The following is a 1,233-nucleotide window of genomic DNA, read 5'->3' as shown; positions in this document are numbered from 1 at the left end:
CCAATCCCAACGAGATGATGTGCGATGGTCAGTGCATCGACGTCATGGAGAACAACGACAACTGTGGGTCTTGCGGCACCGTCTGCAACTGGATCGACAAGGCATTCCCAAATATCGGATCCTGCGTCGACGGCGCGTGTCTGCCCACAATCTACCCATGTTACAGTCAGGCTGACGGCTATATCAACTGTGACGAGATGTGTGGGACGTTTGACCAGGCATGCGTCGATGAGGGGTGTGGCTTCGATACACATGTCTACACGGACAAGATGAACAGCTGCAACACTGGCAACGTCAGCAACGGATCCAGTTTGAATTGTGGAAGCCCCATCAATTGGAACTTGGGTGACTGGGTCGGGTGCTGCTGCACGCAATAGGCCCGATCTGTTAGAGGACACCTGTGGCAACCATGACCCTGACGTCGCCTGGTGTGAAAACACTTAGACTGTAGGCGCAATTCGGGTTGGTCACGCTTGACATTATAGCAACATTATCCGCCTCAACAACCTCGCCTAGACTCGTCGTCACCGGACAATGCGTAGTCACATTCGCAGTGTAGACCATCGCATCGGTGAGCTCCGAGACCGACTCGTTTGCAGGGCTCAGCGCAGCCCCTACCCAGGCTGAAAACAACGCATCAAAAGAACCGTCGATAATCCGATTCCCGCTCACTTGAGCAGAGGAAGCTGCACCAACGTACATGTGAGTCATCACCCAACTCATCTGAGCTGCGGCATTCACGACCTGAGTCAAGAACGATTTGATCGGCTCAGCCGGCTCGCTCCACTCGATCTCCGAGCCCACGGGCCCGTAGGAATTGTTTGTTGTCATTCGCGAGACATTATCCGTCACGACACTGCTATCAAGAGCCGACAGCAGCACTCCGCACCCGACGCCTCCGCGCCACGGCCACGTCCCCTCGACGTTGTTGTTCGAGAACACCAACGCCCCACCCTCCACCGTCGCCGCGGTATCGTCTGTCCAAGCCACGGTCGGTGTATCAGAGGTTGTACTGGCGTCCAAAGCATGAGCGAGGTTCACCACCTCGACCACCGCAGACGACGCTTTCACGGTCACGGGGGACGCACCCGTGGGCGCCCAGCGAAACGCAACGTTCTCGAGCTCATCATCGATCACCGGCGCCCCATAGCTCACCAGCGAGTTCCCCGTGACAATGATCGGCCCAAACCCCCGCCGGATCCACAGCGCCTTCCCCAGCAGGTGACTCACCTC

General features: G+C 57.3%; 1 protein-coding gene and 1 pseudogene. One reads left to right on the top strand and one right to left on the bottom strand.

Annotated features, from left to right (window positions below; genetic code table 11):
* A pseudogene (locus DB30_RS40875) lies at positions 1-377 on the top strand (hypothetical protein); the annotation flags it as partial.
* 10 nt (positions 378-387) lie between these two features.
* Here DB30_RS40875 and DB30_RS40870 read toward each other — a convergent pair.
* On the bottom strand, positions 388-1,233 hold an 846-nt coding region (locus DB30_RS40870; RefSeq protein ID WP_205633222.1), incomplete at its 5' end, for a hypothetical protein.

The sequence above is a fragment of the Enhygromyxa salina genome (assembly GCF_000737335.2).
Lineage (GTDB): Bacteria > Myxococcota_A > Polyangia > Nannocystales > Nannocystaceae > Plesiocystis > Plesiocystis salina_C.
The sequence above is the reverse complement of the archived record's forward strand: the minus strand, read 5'-3'. Positions and strand labels throughout refer to the sequence as shown.